This window comes from Aquiflexum sp., assembly GCF_041751335.1.
Classification (GTDB): domain Bacteria; phylum Bacteroidota; class Bacteroidia; order Cytophagales; family Cyclobacteriaceae; genus Aquiflexum.
Map to the genome: position 1 here is coordinate 1 of NZ_JBGSXS010000165.1, position 16006 is coordinate 16006.

General features: G+C 38.4%; 18 protein-coding genes. 10 read left to right on the forward strand and 8 right to left on the reverse strand.

What is annotated here, in order from left to right; all coding sequences use genetic code 11:
• The 4 genes from ACEW8U_RS09190 to ACEW8U_RS09205 all read right to left on the reverse strand — a co-directional run.
• A partial coding sequence (locus tag ACEW8U_RS09190) for a hypothetical protein (RefSeq protein WP_373521746.1) occupies nt 1-195 on the reverse strand: 195 nt, incomplete at its 3' end.
• A 169-nt stretch (nt 196-364) separates the two neighbouring features.
• Complete coding sequence (locus ACEW8U_RS09195) at nt 365-568, reverse strand: hypothetical protein (protein WP_373521747.1); 204 nt, start codon at nt 566-568, stop codon at nt 365-367.
• 134 nt (nt 569-702) lie between these two features.
• A complete protein-coding gene (locus ACEW8U_RS09200) occupies nt 703-1410 on the reverse strand; it encodes a LytR/AlgR family response regulator transcription factor (RefSeq protein ID WP_373521748.1) in 708 nt (235 codons plus the stop codon).
• Nucleotides 1407-2420: a sensor histidine kinase gene (locus tag ACEW8U_RS09205; RefSeq protein WP_373521749.1), complete on the reverse strand. Its 1014-nt coding sequence runs from the start codon at nt 2418-2420 to the stop codon at nt 1407-1409. Before ACEW8U_RS09205 ends, ACEW8U_RS09200 begins: the two co-directional genes overlap by 4 nt.
• A gap of 157 nt (nt 2421-2577) precedes the next feature.
• Here ACEW8U_RS09205 and ACEW8U_RS09210 point away from each other — a divergent pair, with 157 nt between their 5' ends.
• The 6 genes from ACEW8U_RS09210 (at nt 2578) to ACEW8U_RS09235 (ending at nt 9003) form a co-directional block, all read left to right on the forward strand.
• Nucleotides 2578-2769, forward strand: a complete 192-nt coding sequence (locus ACEW8U_RS09210; RefSeq protein ID WP_373521750.1) for a hypothetical protein — start codon at nt 2578-2580, stop codon at nt 2767-2769.
• 75 nt (nt 2770-2844) lie between these two features.
• Nucleotides 2845-3495, forward strand: coding sequence for a TlpA disulfide reductase family protein (locus tag ACEW8U_RS09215; protein ID WP_373521751.1), 651 nt, complete (start codon nt 2845-2847; stop codon nt 3493-3495).
• Nucleotides 3496-3501: 6 nt separating this feature from the next.
• The gene (locus tag ACEW8U_RS09220) at nt 3502-4113 is read left to right on the forward strand and encodes a thioredoxin family protein (protein ID WP_373521752.1); all 612 of its coding nucleotides are present in this window, start codon (nt 3502-3504) and stop codon (nt 4111-4113) included.
• Nucleotides 4114-4453: 340 nt separating this feature from the next.
• The gene (locus tag ACEW8U_RS09225; protein ID WP_373521753.1) at nt 4454-5371 is read left to right on the forward strand and encodes an IS1595 family transposase; all 918 of its coding nucleotides are present in this window, start codon (nt 4454-4456) and stop codon (nt 5369-5371) included.
• Nucleotides 5372-5569: 198 nt separating this feature from the next.
• Nucleotides 5570-8125, forward strand: a complete 2556-nt coding sequence (locus ACEW8U_RS09230; RefSeq protein ID WP_373521754.1) for a phosphoenolpyruvate carboxylase — start codon at nt 5570-5572, stop codon at nt 8123-8125.
• 203 nt (nt 8126-8328) lie between these two features.
• On the forward strand, nt 8329-9003 hold the full coding sequence (locus ACEW8U_RS09235; RefSeq protein ID WP_373521755.1) for a potassium channel family protein: 675 nt from the start codon (nt 8329-8331) through the stop codon (nt 9001-9003).
• An 8-nt stretch (nt 9004-9011) separates the two neighbouring features.
• Here ACEW8U_RS09235 and ACEW8U_RS09240 read toward each other — a convergent pair whose 3' ends face one another.
• The 4 genes from ACEW8U_RS09240 to ACEW8U_RS09255 all read right to left on the reverse strand — a co-directional run bounded on the left by ACEW8U_RS09240 (nt 9012) and on the right by ACEW8U_RS09255 (nt 12232).
• Nucleotides 9012-9266 carry a hypothetical protein gene (locus ACEW8U_RS09240; RefSeq protein ID WP_373521756.1) on the reverse strand — a complete coding sequence of 85 codons (255 nt, stop codon included), beginning with the start codon at nt 9264-9266 and terminating at the stop codon, nt 9012-9014.
• Between the two features lie 97 nt (nt 9267-9363).
• On the reverse strand, nt 9364-9774 hold the full coding sequence (locus ACEW8U_RS09245; protein WP_373521757.1) for an OsmC family protein: 411 nt from the start codon (nt 9772-9774) through the stop codon (nt 9364-9366).
• A 152-nt stretch (nt 9775-9926) separates the two neighbouring features.
• Nucleotides 9927-11150, reverse strand: coding sequence for an NRAMP family divalent metal transporter (locus tag ACEW8U_RS09250; RefSeq protein WP_373521758.1), 1224 nt, complete (start codon nt 11148-11150; stop codon nt 9927-9929).
• Nucleotides 11147-12232 (reverse strand): DUF2891 domain-containing protein, encoded by a 1086-nt coding sequence (locus ACEW8U_RS09255; RefSeq protein WP_373521759.1) that lies wholly within the window; start codon nt 12230-12232, stop codon nt 11147-11149. The genes ACEW8U_RS09250 and ACEW8U_RS09255 overlap by 4 nt, the downstream gene beginning before the upstream one ends.
• 327 nt (nt 12233-12559) lie before the next feature.
• On the opposite strand from ACEW8U_RS09255, the gene ACEW8U_RS09260 reads away from it, so the two are divergent.
• The 4 genes from ACEW8U_RS09260 to ACEW8U_RS09275 all read left to right on the forward strand — a co-directional run.
• Nucleotides 12560-13573 (forward strand): alpha/beta fold hydrolase, encoded by a 1014-nt coding sequence (locus ACEW8U_RS09260; protein WP_373521760.1) that lies wholly within the window; start codon nt 12560-12562, stop codon nt 13571-13573.
• The gene (locus ACEW8U_RS09265; RefSeq protein ID WP_373521761.1) at nt 13563-14813 is read left to right on the forward strand and encodes a DNA recombination protein RmuC; all 1251 of its coding nucleotides are present in this window, start codon (nt 13563-13565) and stop codon (nt 14811-14813) included. Before ACEW8U_RS09260 ends, ACEW8U_RS09265 begins: the two co-directional genes overlap by 11 nt.
• Before the next feature lie 48 nt (nt 14814-14861).
• Nucleotides 14862-15524 (forward strand): tetratricopeptide repeat protein, encoded by a 663-nt coding sequence (locus tag ACEW8U_RS09270; protein WP_373521762.1) that lies wholly within the window; start codon nt 14862-14864, stop codon nt 15522-15524.
• Between the two features lie 102 nt (nt 15525-15626).
• The coding region (locus tag ACEW8U_RS09275; RefSeq protein WP_373521763.1) for an NAD-binding protein at nt 15627-16006 on the forward strand (380 nt) is incomplete at its 3' end.

A 16006-nucleotide genomic window follows, 5' to 3' on the forward strand; every position in this document is an offset into this window, starting at 1 on the left:
AACATCTAGGTTTGTACTAAATTCAAGAAAGACGGATTTTCCGATCCTGAATGATAAGAATATTAAAAGCAGACTAAGTAATTTATTAGCTACAGAATTTCCTTTGGTGTAGCTCCATAAATAAAGGGCAAGAAATACACCATGGACAACTCCTAAACTACTTAAAACAACCAATATGATATCCTGGGAAGACATAGCTGCAAATTACTAAGAAAGTTATTCTATTTCTCTATCTTATTTTCCAGTACCTGTAGTGGCAAAATGCTTTTGTTGAATTTTTAAATTTTTGCCCTTTATTGGTTTAATAATAAAAGAACATGTTTATCGCATTCTTGCCAGTAGGACACTGCCTGATGATATATGTTTAACCTTGACCTATCCTATTCATTTTTCCATTGCAATAGCCTGTCCTGTTACCGGTTGTAATTATAATCCATGCAAAGATGGGAGGTTCGGTCAACAAGCCAAGGGTACGCCCTGCCCTACCCAAACTTTCATTTTCTGTTGATATGTTTTTACAAGAACCGAAAACTATCAAAATCAGAAATAGATTAATTGCTTTGGACATTTGGGTTTTCATAACTGTAAAGAACTATTAATTAAGAAATTTTAATTGTTTTTTGCCTTACTTTTCCCTGGAAAAAGAGCTTTTGCACAACCACAAAAAATAGCCCATGGCAGGAGTTCCACCGATAAAGCATACTAGATAAATTTATCATTTAATTTTTCGTAAAAACTTTCCTTGTATTTTTTTCCTATAGGAATTGCCTTATCCAATATGTAAACGTGGTTATCTTCTATACGCTGGATAAAACTGTTATTGATTATAAAGGAGTTGTGAATCCTTGTAAAATCAGATGGGATAATCGCTTCAAAATCCTTCATCCGTTTATACACAATTGTTTTAGAAGTTGCAGTAATTAATAGGACATATTCTTTCATTCCTTCCAGTAAATAAAGATTGGACCATTGGAGCGGAATTATTTTTTTGCCGCTTTTAACAAAAAAAGTATTTGATAAATCGTTCTCTTTGCCATCCAAATTAATATTTTTTGGCTGCTCATTTTTAACTTTTTGAACTGCCTTAAGAAAGCGGGCAAAAGTGATTGGCTTAAGAAGATAATCGGTAGTATTATGCTCGTAGCTTTGGGCTGCATATTGAGAATAAGCTGTTGTAAAAATGATTTTCACTTCTGCTTTTAATAGAGCAGCCAATTCAAGACCTGAAAAGGCAGGAAGATTAATATCCAAAAAAATTAAATCTACTGAATTATTATTGGAATAATTTAAAGCATCTACAGGATCTGAGAAACTGAATAACAGGTCGAGAAAATCTACCTGCTCTACATATTCCTGCAGTAGTTTCATAGCTTTTGGTTCATCCTCTACTATAAGACATTTTATTTTCATAAAAGTGGTATAATTAATTGAGCAGTGTAAGTTTCTTCTGTGGTTTCATTACGAAGGGTAAAGTCCTGATCGTATAGTAGTTTTAGTCTTTCACGCAAATTTCTTATACCTACTCCAGTGCGAATTCCTCCTGTTACGGTATATCCTAAGGGATTAATTACAGTAAATATTAATTGATTTTTCTGCTCGCATAAAGAAAGTTTTATCAGGTCAACCGGTCCCCTGAGGCTGGTTCCATGTTTAAATAGATTTTCCACCAAAGGCATCAATAACATTGGCGGAAGCATTATACCCTCAGATACTTGTACTTCAAATTCAATTTCCAGCGGTTGTGGGAGCCGCACCTGCTCTAATTCAATATAGTTATTTATAAAATCCAGTTCTACAGCTAATAAAACTTTTTCTTCCGGGCTATGCTCCAAAAAATAACGCATTATATCAGATAACATTGCAATTCTTTGTGCGACCTCAGGCTGAGTTTTATATACATCGTAATATAGATTGTTCAAGGAATTAAAGAGAAAATGAGGTTGTAGCTGAGCCTTAAGCAAGTTTAGTTCAGATTCCGCATGTTTTCTTTTAAGCTCGGCCTCTCTCTTGGTTCTAAGAATATTGTCGCTTACAGATGTCAGAAGGATTCCTGTAATTAAGGCAAGAAAAGAAGTTACAAAGCCGTAAAGAAGGTGGCTTGGACCAAAATTAAACATGGATGAGCCGGGATGATTAATTGGAGCAACAAATAGCACCTCCACTAAAAGCCTAATTCCCAGGACAACTGCAAAAAAAATAACAACAATTAATATGAATTTAATTAAGGATACCCTGCGATATAAGCGTGGATACAAAAAATTGGAGTAGCCGTAAATAACCAAAACATATGAGGCAAAAGATGTTACGGCGCATGCAAATGAATAAAGAGGATGTTTTAATCTTGAATCCAGATACACGTAGAAAAATATGAACGCCAACGTCCATCCCAATATTTGAAGGATTAAAAGTTTATTTTTCATTCAGACCAGATTGTGAAATAAAGGTAACTTTTTCTGCTCTTGTTCGCTTCTGCCCATTTTCCTTTTTCGTTGAAAAAAAGGCTACGTTGGTTGAAAATCTGAAGAGGAGTGGACAAATATCCTTCTGGACAGCTACAATGCCCAAGGTAGCGCCTCCATGCTTAGTGTTTCGCCGGCTGGGGTAAAAGGCGATGAATTTGGTTCAAATAACGGGAAAAACCGGGATTCTCGCTGGAGCCCTATCTGGGACGTTAAATCAGCCATAGATGATGGAGATTGGACGGCCGAAATGCGTATTCTTTTGAGCCTGTTTCGTTTCGGAAATGAGGAAGAGCAGGTTTTCTGTTGAATATTTACGGCTGTTCGTTGAATTGGTGTAAATGGTATGATTCTATGGAATTAATTTCAAGAAAAAATAGAAATCATGAGCACAAAAATCTTGATCCCTTCGGTCTTTTTGTTTTTTCTGATACTTAATTTCTCTGGTCATTCTCAACATAGTATTCAAGAGCAAGGCCATAAAATTTCATACAATTACATCGAAGGCCCCAATAAGAACTACTCAACCCAAAATAATGAGGTTGAGACTTTTAAACCTAAGCTGGAAAGATCAATTAATATGCATGGTTTAATGCTGGTTAGTTCTTCTATTCGGTCGAACCAGGTAGATCTGATCACGGTAGATAAACTAAATGAAAGGCTGAAGCAAGGAAAAGATACCACGTACGTAGTAAATTTCTGGGCGACCTGGTGCGCTCCCTGTATCAAAGAACTTCCACATTTTGAAAAATTGCAGCAGGAGAAACAAACGGAAAAACTTAAAGTACTGCTTGTAAGCGTCGACTTTAAAAATCGGTTGGAAAAATCAGTCATTCCCTTTGTGAAAAAACACGGACTAAAGAACCAAGTATTCCTTCTTGATGAGACAGATCAACAGGTGTTTATTGACAAGGTAGACAATACCTGGAGTGGCGCGATTCCAGCAACCCTTTTTGTAAAAGGCAACGAACGAAAATTTATTGAAAAAGAATTTACATATCCATCCTTGCTTAACCAATACCAAAACTTTAAATAATTTAGTATGAAAATCTCCACATTACTCTGTTTGTTTTTATGCCTTGGCTATACTGGCCAGCCTCAGTTTCTAACCCTTGAATCAGGCGATTCCGCTCCCGGTTTTAACCTTAGGAATGTTGACGGGAAAATAATCTCGCAGGAAAGTTATCCAGATGCCAAGGGCTTTATTCTTGTCTTCACAGCCAATACCTGTCCCTACGCCATGGCTTATGAAGACCGTCTAATAGGATTGGATGATAAGTTTTCCCAACAGGGATATCCCGTAATCGCCATTAACGCAAATTCGCCTGAAGCTTCACCTGCTGACAGCTTTGAGAAAATGCAGGAAAAAGTAAAGACAAAAAAATTCAGCTTTCCATATCTTTATGATGAGGGTCAACTAGTTACCGATCAATATGGTGCACGTGCTACACCGCATATATTTTTGCTGAAGAGAGAAGGTTCAGAATTAAAGGTAATGTATACTGGAGCCCTAGATAACGATACCCAGAATGTTAATCCTGATAAAACTTTATATGTGGAAAATGCAATTGCTCTACTTGAAGCAGGAAAGGAAATTATGGTAAACTCCACAAAAGCCATTGGCTGTACTATAAAAAGGCTCGCAGTAAAATAAAAAAAATAACGCTCTTCAGTAGTGGAGTTAAAAATAACTTGGAAAATCGGTCATTCCCCTTGTGAAATAATGCGGACTCAAGAACTTCCAGATATATTATGATTAATACCCTATAAATGGCAGAAACAGGTTTGGAAGGTTATAAGTTTTTATGCTAAGTATTTCAGAAAATTGAAAAATAATTCAATCCAATATCATTGCAGTTTTATTGATTTCTAGAGTTGACTAATATATAAATATGTGTATCCGCATGGATGCACGTGACAAAATTTGACAACAAGTGTCATTAAGTTGCAGCTGCATTTTGCAGGTTGTTTCTTGTATAAAAATAAGAAACAATATGACCATATTACAATTCATGCAGTATTTTCCCGATGAGTCCAGTTGTGAGACCTATATCAAAGAGAGCAGGGAAAAAGCTGGAATATGCTGTAAAACCTGTAAATCCATCACCAGGCATTACTGGTTCAGTGCTGGGAAATTCTTTGAATGCAGCCATTGCAGAAGGAGAAGTTCCCTGAAAAGCGGAACAGTAATGGAGCACAGCAAGATTTCGCTCCACACCTGGCTGCTGGCGTTTATCTTCATGTCAGCGACCAGAAAGGGTTTTTCCTGTCTTGAATTGAAAAGACAGATAGGACTGTCCCGGTACGATACTGCTTTCAGGCTGATGCATAAAATCCGGGCAATGATGGGCAAAAGGGATTCTCTTTATATATTGAATGACATGATCGAATTTGACGACTGTTTTGTGGAGGTTGCAACCAAAAAACAAGTGAAGCAGAACCTAAAAAGGGGAAGGGGGAGCCAAAGGCAGGCAAATGTTGCCGTGGCCGCCGAATCAATTCCTCTTGAAGATCCCAAAACGGGAGAGAGAGGCAGGGCTTGCGGGTATTATAAAATGGAAGTCCTTGGCAAAATCGACGCAGAACATGTGAATAAATTCATCAAAAAGAATGCGGGGGGAGATATTGTTCTGTTTACCGACAAAAACACGGCCTATGTGGATATTTCAGATATTGTTGACACGCATTACATGGTTATTTCTGATAAAGTAAGTGTCAATGAAACCCTGAAATGGGTACACAAAGGAATCAGCAACCTTAAAAGAAATCTCTTGGGAATCCATCACATGATCACATATAAATATTTACAGAACTACCTCAATGAATTTGTATACAAGCTAAACCGAAGATACTTTGGTGAAAGGCTTTTCGACCGATTGGTTGTTGCAGCTGTCCATCCATACGTGCAGTGATGCGGATACACATAATTCTTTTTATCCTTAATTAAGTTTACAAGAATTGTTTAAATAAATCTGTTATTCGATACTAAACCTGCATTGCTTGACAATTTTATAATAAAAAGGCAAAATCATTGAAGAAATAGGGGTTTATTCCTTCATTCACTTATTTATTGTTAAATTCACATTCTTAAAAAAACCATTAAACCTACCATGTCAAAAAACAAATACCAAACCGAAGTATCCAAAAGGTTTACCATTTACAACAGTCTTTTTTTGGATTTGCCTTTTAGTGACATCCACAGAACAGGTACTTTATTGCCAATCCTGTCCAGTAAATGCCAAGAAGGATTTGAGAAGGACAAAAACCCCAAAGAAATCATTGAAGGATTTTTTGCTGAAATGATGGCAAACACCAGTCAAGAAGAACGTCATAACTTATTGTTTAAAATGGTGCAATATGTGGAGAGACAGGTAGTACTTTTTGATTCCATTGAAGATGCAGCATTTGAAAAAATCCATGATGTCAAAGGTAAAGGCAGTATCAATGCACTCATAACGAGGGTAGAAAATGATAGAAAAAAAGAGGCCTTAATTGAGAAGCTGAAGACCTTTTCAGTGAGATTAACTCTTACGGCGCATCCGACACAGTTTTATCCTGGAAATGTATTGGGGATTATCACAGATTTGGAATCTGCTATTAGGGACAATGATTTGGGTAATATCAATCTCCTTTTACAACAATTGGGGAAAACCGCATTTATTAACAAAGAAAAGCCAACACCTTTAGATGAAGCGGTCAGTTTGATATGGTTTTTGACCAATGTCTTTTATCAAAGTATTCCTGATATTCTTACCAAAACACTCAATGCACTTGGAATCCCTTTAAATGATTGGGATAATCCCGGTTTGTTGAAAGTCGGTTTTTGGCCGGGAGGGGACAGAGATGGTAATCCTTTTGTAACCCATGATACCACAGTCAAAGTAGCTGAAAAGCTTCAAAAATGGATCATTCGCTGTTACTATAGAGATGTAAGAAAACTGAGGAGAAGGCTGACATTCAAACATGTAGAACCTGTTATGTTGAAAATTGAAAATGGGCTTTTCAATTCACTTTTTGAAAATCAAAACTATTATAAGACCAAAGAAGAGTTTTTATCTGATTTGATGGAAGCTAGAAAAGGATTAGTCGAATTCCATGAGGGTCTGTTTTTGGACCAATTGGATGAATTTATCCTCAAGGTAAAAATCTTCGGTTTCCACTTTGCCAATATGGATGTCCGTCAGGACAGCAGAAAGCATGATGGATTATGGGATGAAATCATTGAAATCAAGCTGGGTAAAAACGAACTTAAAACTTACCATAAACTTACTGATGTAGAGAAGATAAATTTTATTTTGAATTTCGAAAAGCTTCCCCCAGTCTCAGAAATGAAAGATGAATTCCATCAGGAAATGCTCAAAAGTTTTGATGCGATAAGGGAAGTTCAAAAGAATAATGGAGAGACCGGATTGCATAGATATATAATCTCCAATTGTCAATCTGCACTACATGTTTTGGAAGTCTATCAATTGGCGAAATTGAATTTGCTTGATGAAAACAATCTCCTGCCATTGGATATTGTACCACTTTTTGAGACCATCGATGACTTGGCAAAAGCACCCGCTATCATGGAGAATTTGTATCTAAATGAAGCTTACAGTGCTCATCTGAAAAACAGAAATTTAAAGCAGACGATCATGTTGGGCTTTTCAGATGGTACCAAAGACGGTGGATATATCCGTGCCAATTGGTCTATTTTGAGAGCAAAAGAAGAACTGACCAAAATTTCCAGAAAGTATGACGTCAGTGTGGTGTTCTTCGATGGCAGAGGCGGACCTCCGGCAAGAGGTGGTGGAAACATGCATAATTTCTACGCATCCCTTGGACAAGATGTAGAAAACGAGGAAATCCAAGTGACCATTCAAGGACAAACCATTTCAGCAAATTATGGAAAACCCATTTCCTGTAGTTATAACCTTGAACAATTGCTTTGTGCAGGAATAGAAAATGAATTATATCCTTCCTCAGAAAAAAGTCTGGATAAAGCAGAAAGGGCGTTGATTGATGAGATGGCTGAAGTTTCTTATCAGTTTTATAAGGAGTTTAAAAGCCATCCTCAGTTTCTACCTTACCTTGAACATGTTACTCCTTTGAAATATTTTGGTCAGGTGAATATAGGGTCGAGACCTCTGAAGAGAGGAAAGGATTCCGGGCTCAAGTTTGAAGACCTCAGGGCGATTCCATTTGTGGGTTCATGGGCACAGATGAAGCAAAATATTCCCGGTTTCTTTGGAGTTGGTGCCGCTTTAGAGGCGCTCCAAAAAGAAGGGAAATTTGAGGAAGCCAAAAGATTGTATCAAGACTCATTGTTCTTTCGATCGCTTTTAGGCAATTCCATGCAGTCCTTGGCCAAATCTTTTTACAAGGCAACAGCATACCTGAAAGATAACCCCCATTATGCGGACCTTTGGAACCTGATGTTCAAAGAATACCAAAGGTCCATCAAGATGCTTTTGGAAGTATCAGGTATGGATACCTTGCTTCAGGATAATCCCACTTCGAAAGAATCCATTGCCATCAGGGAAAAAATAGTCTTGCCGGTGATTACCATTCAGCAATATGCCATACAGAGTATGTTGGAAACAGGCAAAGAAGATCCTGTTTTGCAGATGCTTATTCTGAGGACAATGTTTGCCATAATCAATGCGGCAAGAAATGCGGCATAAAGTGGTTCTTCAAAAAATCAAAAATCCCGGTTGTATAAATCGGGATTTTTGATTTTTGGTGTTATCTTCATTCAAAACACGAACCATGAAAAAACAGTGCTTCTCGATCAAGATGATTAGAAAATTGTGGCTGCATAATATCATCAATTTTTAAAAACATCATGGAAATCCGGAAGTATTATCCAATATTATAACTTTAACAGATGTTTCAATATTTCAAAAAGGCCAAAAACTACTGGGTTTCAGATGCCTCCTTTGTTACCCTTTTGGGAATGCTCCTTTTTACTGTGTTTATTTTACCGGTGATGATTGACAGGGAAGGAGGTACCACTATCTTTTTGAATATGATGTTTATTCTCCTTTTTAGTGTGGGACTTTTTTCAGCGATGGAAAAAGGCTTTTTGATTGCAGGAATTTCCTTGGTTACCCTACATTTATTGTTACGCTTAATCCGGTTTACGGACAATCCTTATGAATTTTATCTATTGGAGAGGATCGTGATCATTCTAAACCTCATCCTATTGACTGTCATTAATATCAGGTTGCTTTTTCGAGATCAGGAAGTAAATACTTATCGGGTGATAGGTGCTGTCAATGTGTATTTATTATTGGCCTTGGCCGGGGCATTTGGCTTTGAGGTCATCCAATTATTAACAGGAAACTCTATCGGCGGAGAAATTGAAATTTCAGGAATGGATGTGGATTTTGGAGATTATATGTATTTCAGTTTGGTCAGTATCTCTACAATCGGATTTGGCGACCTTTATCCGATCAATATGTCTTCAAAAATGCTTTCTGTTTTCCTATCTGCTTTGGGCATCTTATACCCTGCTGTAGTAATTGCCAAATTGGTCTCTTTTGCCACTGAAAAAAAGTAATTGATTCATTAGAGTCGTTTGTCTAATTCCTTTTTGATGCCTGAAATATTGGCTGCGTTTGTGGCAATGACCGCTATCAATACAGTGATGGAAACAATGCCAGCAAGATTGGTATCAGTCCATTTGCCCATATAAAAAACATAAAACAGGTATCCGAAAAACATAAATATCAAAAGGCTTAGAATAAAATTGATCGCCTTGAGTGTCTGCATTTTGCTGTTGAGCTCTTCATTACTGTAATTTTCTAAATTTTGAGAGGGCATATTTCAGTTTATTATAAGAATAAATAATAATGGAAATAATCAAAATTTATAAAACCGTCGGAAAGGAATTACCTACCTCACCGACGGATTTAATCAATTAATTCAAAGTGGACTCAACCACAATTTCAGTATTAAGCAATTTGGAAACAGGACAGTTTTTCTCAGCATCTTTCACCAGTTCCTCGAATTTTTCTTTGGAAATTCCTTCAACTTTTGCCTTTAAAACAAGTTTTGATTGAGATATCGCTCCATCTGCTAAAGTAATATTTCCTTCCACATGTAACTCCTCGGGATCAAAACCTGCACCGGTAAGGTTAAAGCTGAGTTTCATAGCAAAACATCCTGCATGCGCAGCAGCAATAAGTTCTTCGGGATTGGTCCCTTTTCCTTCCTCAAATCTTGAACCGAAAGAATATTGTGTTTTGTCTAATACCCCTGACTGCGTAGTCAGATGTCCTTTACCTTCTTTTCCGGTTCCTTGCCATACGGCTGTTGCTTTTCTTTTCATTTTGTTTGTTAATTATGCTTTAAAATTAGGGAATTGGTGTCCCCACTTGTTAAGGCTTTAAGTTAACAAAAAAATTACCTTAAATTAAATTCTTGGTCAAGCAATTTGAAGAAGATGAAATTTATGTAATTCTTCCACCAAAATTTTCCTATTCACATCCACCCCAAAACCTTTCCAATGCTCATTCCACCTAAAGCCAAAGTGACCAACCAAATGGCACTCCCAATGATATTCAAAAGAAGGGAATTTTGGTTGACTTGCATTACAGACTTTTTATTTACCAACCAAAGAATATAGGCACTCAATAAAGGAAGCAAAATGCCATTGGCCAATTGTGCAAAAGTGATCAATTGAACTGGTTTGATACCCAAAGAAGAAAAAAACAAACCCAATCCCAAAATACAGACAATACTGATTCTCATGGGCATTTTCCGAATGTCATTGGACCAGCCAAAACAATCGACCACCACCAATGAACCTGCCAAAGGTGCTGTTATCGCAGAAGTGATCCCTGCCGCGAATAATCCAAATGCTATAAAGTATTTGGCACCAACTCCCATAATAGGTTCAAGACCGATTGCCAAATCCGCGGCATTATTGACTTCCATCGCTTCCCCGGTAGCTGAGGTGATGATGATGGCCATAGAAACGATTCCCCCCAATACAACTGCTACAATGGTATCTACCCTGACATATTTTAAATCCTCTATTTTCGACCATCGTTTGGCTACCAAAGATGAATGTAGAAAGAGATTGTAAGGGACGACTGTGGTTCCTATCAATGCCACGATGGTCAGGATATTGGTGGAATCAATTTTGGGAAGAAATCCCGCTAAAATTGAATTGAATAAAGGCTTGACCCAAATGGCACTTGCAAGAAATGCCAAACTCATCAGGATAACCAATCCGGTCAAAAATCCAGCAATTTTTGAATAACTGCCACTCATCAAAAGCCCTAAAGCGATCAAGCCAATACTTAAGTTCAGTAGGTTCAGTTGTAATTGACCTAAAGTCAAAACAGGGACAGTGACCAATAAATCTGCCCCCATGGCACCTCCGGTAATATTCCCGGCTTCGTAGGCCGCATTGCCCAAAACAATGGCCATAAGAATCAAAAAGAGCGAAAAGTATCGGAGCAATCCTTTTTTCAAGGTTTTGGAAATGACAGCAGCCAAACCTTCTTGGGTAACCAATCCAATTCGGGCGGCCATTTCCTGTAGTACGATGGTGGCAATAATGGATAGTCCCAAAGCCCAAAGCAGGTCATTCCCAAATTTGACACCTGCCAAAGTACATACCGTCACCGTTCCCGGACCAATGAAGGCAGCAGCAACCAACGGACCGGGACCTATATATTTTTTCCAGTCAGATTTCATGGAGCCTCCTGAAGGGCATAAATGGCAAAGCTCCCCAACCAATGCGTTCCCTCATAATTATCATCTACAATGGACGGCAAGGAATAATTGATATGCTCATTGGCAACTTCCATCAAATGACCATATTCGACAGGGAAATCTTTGATCAGTCCGTACATCACCCAAGCCCTGCTAAAATTCAATCCATCCAAATGCACCAATTTACCATCGGTTCTATCGCTGACCTTTCCAGGTTTAAGCCTAAATTCAGTTGAAGATAATTCGGGCATAAAGGATGCCAGCCAGATTTTGAAAGCATCTTTATCCAATACTTTTCTCATGATATCCAACTCCTGAAAACAAGGGGAAAGAAAATCAAAACCGGAGGGTTCCCATTCTAATGGACAATCAGTATCCTTCCCAAACCAATCCATAGCCCTTGATTTAATTTGGTTTTTTAGCTCTGAATTATTTAAGGAATTGGCATAATCATAGGCTATGGACAAACCAAAAGCAATATTCGAGTGCTCACCAACCCTGATCGGATAAATCAGTTTGGGTAAAAATTCAAGGTATTTCTCTACCATCAAATCAGTCAGCGGTTGAAGGTTTTTTTCCAATTCCCTAGCCAAGGGATCATCCCAAAGGTGGATTTCCTCTGACAGTTTCAATACCCATGCCCAACCATAGGTCCTTTCAAAACTTGAATTTTGAGGCATGTAAAAATAGTCGACCTCAGTTTGAATATTGGATTCGCTCAGGTTCTCACTGAGCTTTTGCCTGATTTCAGCCGCACGATCCATCTCAGGGAATTGACGCAACAGACTGACCAACATCCAATGTCCATGCACACTTGAATGCCAGTCAAAACATCCATAGAATGCAGGATGAAGCGCTTTAGGCCCTTTCAAATGTGTTTCATCTTCAAGCGTTTGGTTGAGTTTGTTTGGATATTCCTCTTGCATACAATGCAATGGCAATTTTGCCAAGCGGTTTGCTTCCTCAATAGTGAGTTTTATCGGAGTTTCAAATTCATTTCCATTCATTTCACAGGATATCATGATTGGGATCATCAGTAGGCTGTAAATCCAGTTTTTTGTCATAATCAATGCTTTTGCTGTCAATATAAGGATATTGTCCAAACGGAAGAAAGTAGAAGATAAAGTCTTTAGAGATACTGTTACTTTAGAGATTTTTATTTGAACCACAAAAGATACAAAGGGAACAAAAGACTATATCATCAAAAGTAGATATTCAGTAACTTTTGTATTTTCTTAGCCTAGAACCTCTTGAGATCCCTCGTGCCTCGGGATGTCGACTGCCTAGCGGATAATCTGATGTCATTAATTCTGAAGGTTTCCAAAATATACTATTACTTGTTTTATTTTCTAAATTCATATATTTCAAAATCGGTTTCATAATTTCTGAAAATGAAAAAAATATTGCTAAAAATATTGCTCGTTGTCCTTTCAATTTTTTTCTTGGTACTTGTGCTATTATTGGGCAGCTATAGGGGAGATCTTCCATTGGAAAGGCTTACAGCTACTTATACAGATGAAAACTCCTATTTCCTGAAAGTAAATGGAATCAATGTGCATGTCAAAGTAAAAGGTTCCGGTGAGCCGATTTTTCTGATCCATGGCAGTTTTTCGTCTTTGCATACCTGGGAAGCATGGGAAAAGGAACTCAGTCCGTTCTTTATGACCATATCCATGGATTTGCCAGGACATGGGCTTACGGGTCCAGATGTACAAAAACGATATGGTATGGCTGATTATGCAGACCTGATCTTTGGTATTGCAGATCAATTGGGATTGAAGGAATTTCATGTTGCCGGCAATAGCATGGGGGGAGGAGTAGCTTTGATCATGGCTTCCGAACATCCTGAGAGGATAATGAGTCTCAATCTTATTGATGCAGCAGGCGCACCATCATCAGTGGAGTCAGATACCACCACCACTAAAACTTACAATTCAGGAGCATTTATTTTTAAAGTTGCCCAAAATCCCATTTTCAATAAATTGCTACTGAAATGCACTCCGAAGACTGTTTTCAAATTGAACCTGAAACAGGTTTTTTATGATTCAGGCAAAATCACGGATGAAATGGTTTCAAGGTATTATCATTTACTCAGGAGAGAGGGTAACAGAAAAGCGACTTTGGATAGACTGACAGTGAGAAGACCTTATAAAGTGGATTTTTATAAATTAAATATGCCAGTGTTGATCATGTGGGGTGCGCATGACAATTGGATTCCTTTGAGCAATGGAGAGAGGCTGGCAGAAGTCATTTCCGGCTCAAAGCTCAAGGTTTTTGAAAATGCAGGCCATGTACCGATGGAAGAAATCCCGACTGATACTGTCATAGAATATTTGTCGTTTTTGGGGATAAAGGTGGATATGGATTACCTTTCCACACCCAAATTCTTCAGCCATGTACAGTGATACTTTATTGATTGTCTTACTTTTCCTTCAATTTGTACTTATTATCTACCTGGTAATTCAAAGCCGCAGGAAAGACAATTCCCAAGAAGAAAGAGAAAGGGTACTTTTAGCGTTAAAAGGCGAGATCGGACAACAGATGCAGGCCAACAGAACTGAAATCCAATCAGGTCTATTGCAGCAGTTTGGTTTGTTATTCGATTCCTTACGGGCCAATTCCAAGGAACAGTCGGAGGTCTTGAAGGATTTTGGAAAACTTTTCCGAGAAAACGTCAAAGAATTCAATGATCTGCAGCGGGAAAAATTTCAGGATTTGATATTTAAGCAAGAGCGCATGTTGGCTTCTACGGAAGAGCGCTTGGATAAAATGCGGGAGACTGTAGATGAGAAATTGCAGAAGACCTTGGAAGCGAGGTTGGGACAATCCTTTGAACTGGTAAGCAATCAGCTTCTTGCAGTTCAAAAAGGTTTGGGAGAAATGCAGCATTTGGCCACAGGGGTGGGGGATCTGAAAAGGGTTTTGAGCAATGTGAAAAGCAGGGGAGTTCTTGGAGAATACCAATTACAAGGAATATTGGAAAATGTGCTATCTCCTGATCAGTATGCATTTAATGTGGCTGTAAAAAGCGGTAACGCTGAAAGGGTGGAGTTTGCCATCAAAATGCCCGGCAGTCAGGAGGATGGGCCGGTTTACCTACCGATTGACGCCAAATTTCCCCAAGAGACTTATTATAGATTATTGGATGCATATGATGTGGGTGATAAGGTCTTAATTGAAGTGGCGAGACAGGAACTGTTCAAGGCCATCAAAAAAGCAGCGATGGATATCAGCCAAAAGTACCTGCATCCACCACATACCACGGATTTTGCGCTTTTGTTTTTGCCTATGGAAAGCCTATATGCCGAGATTGTCAGGGATCCAGCCTTGGCACAATCTTTACAAAGGGATTATAAGATTGTCATTACCGGTCCAACTACCTTGGCTGCAATGCTCAACAGCCTTCAAATGGGATTCAGGACATTGGCCATACAGCAAAGGAGCTCGGAGGTTTGGAAAGTGTTGGGTGCTGTCAAAAGCGAATTTTCCAAATTCGGTGATCTCATCAGCAAAGCCCAAAAGAAAATCTTAGAAGGCCACAATGATCTTGATGTATTGGTGGGCACCAGGACAAGGGTAATCCAACGAAAACTCAAAGAAGTGGAGGAACTACCTGAGGAAGAGGGTAAAAAACTATTGGAGTGATTGGTAAGGATGGCATGATTCTTTAGATTTGCACCTATTATTTCAAAAATGATTAAATACAATCTTTCCCTTTTCTTTCTGATTTTACCTTTGGTTGGCTATTCCCAGATGATCTATGATATAGAACCTGAGGTTAGGGAAAACTCCATAGTGATCAATAAAGTGGCCATGGAGATGATAGAAGACGAAAACTATGAAAAGGCTGCCAATCTGATGGAAATAGTCATACAGGATGACCCAACTTTTCATCCGGCATATTTGAATTTTTACAGGGCGGGAGGTCAGGTAGATTCCAAAAAGGAAAAAGTAATCCAAGCACTCAGGGAAGGATTGAAGATTTTTGAAGAGGATGATGAGATGTCCTATTATTTGGGAAATATCCTCCAAAGGGAAAACAGGATTCAAGAAGCCATTAAAGCCTATTCTGATGCCATTGAATACAGTAAAATAAATGGTGAAGATTATCCTTTGGTTTGGGCTTATCATTTTAACAGGGGCAACTGTTACCTTAAATCAAATCAGTTTGAAAAGGCGATCCCTGATTATACCTATGCTTTGAACCTTAGCCCGGACAATCCTGATATTTTTACAAATAGGGGTTTTTGTTATTATAAAATAGAGCGGCAATCTGACGCCTGTTTAGATTGGAATGAGGCTGTCAGGTTGGGCAATAAAAACGCTAACAAGTATCTCCAGTCTTTTTGCCAATAAATATTGATGATTCTTTTTGTTCTTAGTTGTAAAACACCCTACCTTTTGCCCGGTTTAGAAATCACAGGTTATTAAAACCATTTTGTCCGTAGATTATTACATATGGGAATGAATATCGTCATAGCTGGCGCCGGAGATATGGGATACCATTTGGCCAAGCAGCTAAGTTTTGAAAATAGGGACATAATTCTGATTGATTTGGATAAAGATGCGCTTGACAATGCCTCTTCGCATTTGGATGTCTTGACCATCATGGGAGATGCTACATCTCTGGAAATCCTCAAGAGTGCCAATGTCCGGGAAGCCAGCATGTTTATGGCGGTGACCACTTCCGAAAAGACAAATTTACTGGCAGCTGCTTTGGCCAAGCAATTGGGAGCCAAGAGGGTAATTGCGAGGGTTAGAAACCACGATTTTTTGCATCCTGAAAATGAAATTTATTTCAAAAATATTGGTATAGACAATATTATTTCTCCAAGTAT

What these genes read in the sequence shown, in the direction of transcription:
- ACEW8U_RS09270 (WP_373521762.1), top strand. Translation starts at nt 14,862, where the DNA reads ATGATTAAATACAATCTTTCCCTTTTCTTTCTGATTTTACCTTTGGTT.
- ACEW8U_RS09225 (WP_373521753.1), top strand. Translation starts at nt 4,454, where the DNA reads ATGACCATATTACAATTCATGCAGTATTTTCCCGATGAGTCCAGTTGT.
- ACEW8U_RS09245 (WP_373521757.1), bottom strand. Translation starts at nt 9,774, where the DNA reads ATGAAAAGAAAAGCAACAGCCGTATGGCAAGGAACCGGAAAAGAAGGT.
- ACEW8U_RS09260 (WP_373521760.1), top strand. Translation starts at nt 12,560, where the DNA reads ATGAAAAAAATATTGCTAAAAATATTGCTCGTTGTCCTTTCAATTTTT.
- ACEW8U_RS09220 (WP_373521752.1), top strand. Translation starts at nt 3,502, where the DNA reads ATGAAAATCTCCACATTACTCTGTTTGTTTTTATGCCTTGGCTATACT.
- ACEW8U_RS09250 (WP_373521758.1), bottom strand. Translation starts at nt 11,150, where the DNA reads ATGAAATCTGACTGGAAAAAATATATAGGTCCCGGTCCGTTGGTTGCT.
- ACEW8U_RS09255 (WP_373521759.1), bottom strand. Translation starts at nt 12,232, where the DNA reads ATGACAAAAAACTGGATTTACAGCCTACTGATGATCCCAATCATGATA.
- ACEW8U_RS09230 (WP_373521754.1), top strand. Translation starts at nt 5,570, where the DNA reads ATGTCAAAAAACAAATACCAAACCGAAGTATCCAAAAGGTTTACCATT.
- ACEW8U_RS09205 (WP_373521749.1), bottom strand. Translation starts at nt 2,420, where the DNA reads ATGAAAAATAAACTTTTAATCCTTCAAATATTGGGATGGACGTTGGCG.
- ACEW8U_RS09240 (WP_373521756.1), bottom strand. Translation starts at nt 9,266, where the DNA reads ATGCCCTCTCAAAATTTAGAAAATTACAGTAATGAAGAGCTCAACAGC.
- ACEW8U_RS09215 (WP_373521751.1), top strand. Translation starts at nt 2,845, where the DNA reads ATGAGCACAAAAATCTTGATCCCTTCGGTCTTTTTGTTTTTTCTGATA.
- ACEW8U_RS09195 (WP_373521747.1), bottom strand. Translation starts at nt 568, where the DNA reads ATGTCCAAAGCAATTAATCTATTTCTGATTTTGATAGTTTTCGGTTCT.
- ACEW8U_RS09210 (WP_373521750.1), top strand. Translation starts at nt 2,578, where the DNA reads ATGCTTAGTGTTTCGCCGGCTGGGGTAAAAGGCGATGAATTTGGTTCA.
- ACEW8U_RS09235 (WP_373521755.1), top strand. Translation starts at nt 8,329, where the DNA reads ATGTTTCAATATTTCAAAAAGGCCAAAAACTACTGGGTTTCAGATGCC.
- ACEW8U_RS09265 (WP_373521761.1), top strand. Translation starts at nt 13,563, where the DNA reads ATGTACAGTGATACTTTATTGATTGTCTTACTTTTCCTTCAATTTGTA.
- ACEW8U_RS09200 (WP_373521748.1), bottom strand. Translation starts at nt 1,410, where the DNA reads ATGAAAATAAAATGTCTTATAGTAGAGGATGAACCAAAAGCTATGAAA.